Consider the following 1069-nt stretch of genomic DNA (forward strand, 5'->3'; position numbering starts at 1 on the left):
CGAGGAGGTCGCGGACCGCGAGCCGTCCCGGCCCGCCGGTCTGTACGACGCGGTCCCGTCCTTCGAGGACCTCCTGGGCGGCTGACGCCCGCCTCTCCCCGCGGCCGCCCGACGTCCCCCGGCGGGCGGCCGCCACCGAGACCGCGGCTTCGCGCGGAGTCGGCGACACCCACGTCGCCGGTCCGAGCGGAGGCCGCGGTCTCGTCGCGTCCGGCGTCGGGCCCGGGGCAGGTGCGCCCGGCGCGGCCTGCCAGCGGGGCCGGCTCGCGTCGGACGCGGGACCGGTCAGGCCGAGGTGCGGGCCGGGAGCTCGACGCCGATGCGGAGGGCCTCGACCAGGTCGCGGTAGAGGTCGTCGGTCGCGAGCAGGTCGGTGTGCGTGCCGCGCGCGCGGACCCGGCCGTCCTCCATGACGAGGATCGTGTCCGCGTCGACGACCGTCGACAGGCGATGGGCGACCGTGACGACCGCGCCCGTCTCCGCCGCCGCCCGGATGCAGTCGTGCACCGCCGCCTCCGTGAGCCCGTCGACCTGGGCCGTCGCCTCGTCGAGCAGCAGCACGTCCGGGGACCGCAGCAACGCGCGGGCCAGCGCGATCCGCTGACGCTGCCCGCCCGACACGGACGTCGAGGACAGCGACGTGTCGAGCCCCTCGGCCAGGCCGTCGAACGCGCCGTCGAGCCGGACCGCGCGCAGCACGCGGTCGACCTCGTCCGCGGTCGCGTCGGGCGCGCTGAACAGCAGGTTGTCGCGGATCGTGCCCGGCACGATCGGGGTCTCCTGCTCGACGTAGGCGAACCGCGCCCGCAGCGCGTCGTGGCCGACCTCGGCGAACGGGACGCCGTCGAGCAGCAGCGTCCCGTCCTGGGGCTCGAGGAAGCGCAGCAGCAGCGAGAAGACCGTCGTCTTGCCCGCACCCGACGGGCCCACCAGGGCGGTGTGGCCGCGTCGCGGAATCGTGAACGACACGTCGCGGACCGCGGGCGGCGCGTCGGGACCGTAGGCGGCGGTCACGCCCCGGAGCTCGACGACCGGGACGGACGCGTCGGGCACCGGGCGTGCAGCGGCC

1 protein-coding gene is annotated in these 1069 nt (G+C 77.0%); it reads right to left on the reverse strand.

Annotation, left to right across the window (positions count from 1 at the left end):
* Positions 1–285: 285 nt before the first annotated feature.
* Positions 286–1069, reverse strand: a 784-nt coding sequence (locus HGA02_RS20015; RefSeq protein ID WP_168681183.1) for an ABC transporter ATP-binding protein, incomplete at its 5' end; no start/stop codon positions are given.

The sequence above is a fragment of the Cellulomonas septica genome (genome assembly GCF_012396155.1).
Lineage (GTDB): Bacteria > Actinomycetota > Actinomycetes > Actinomycetales > Cellulomonadaceae > Cellulomonas > Cellulomonas septica.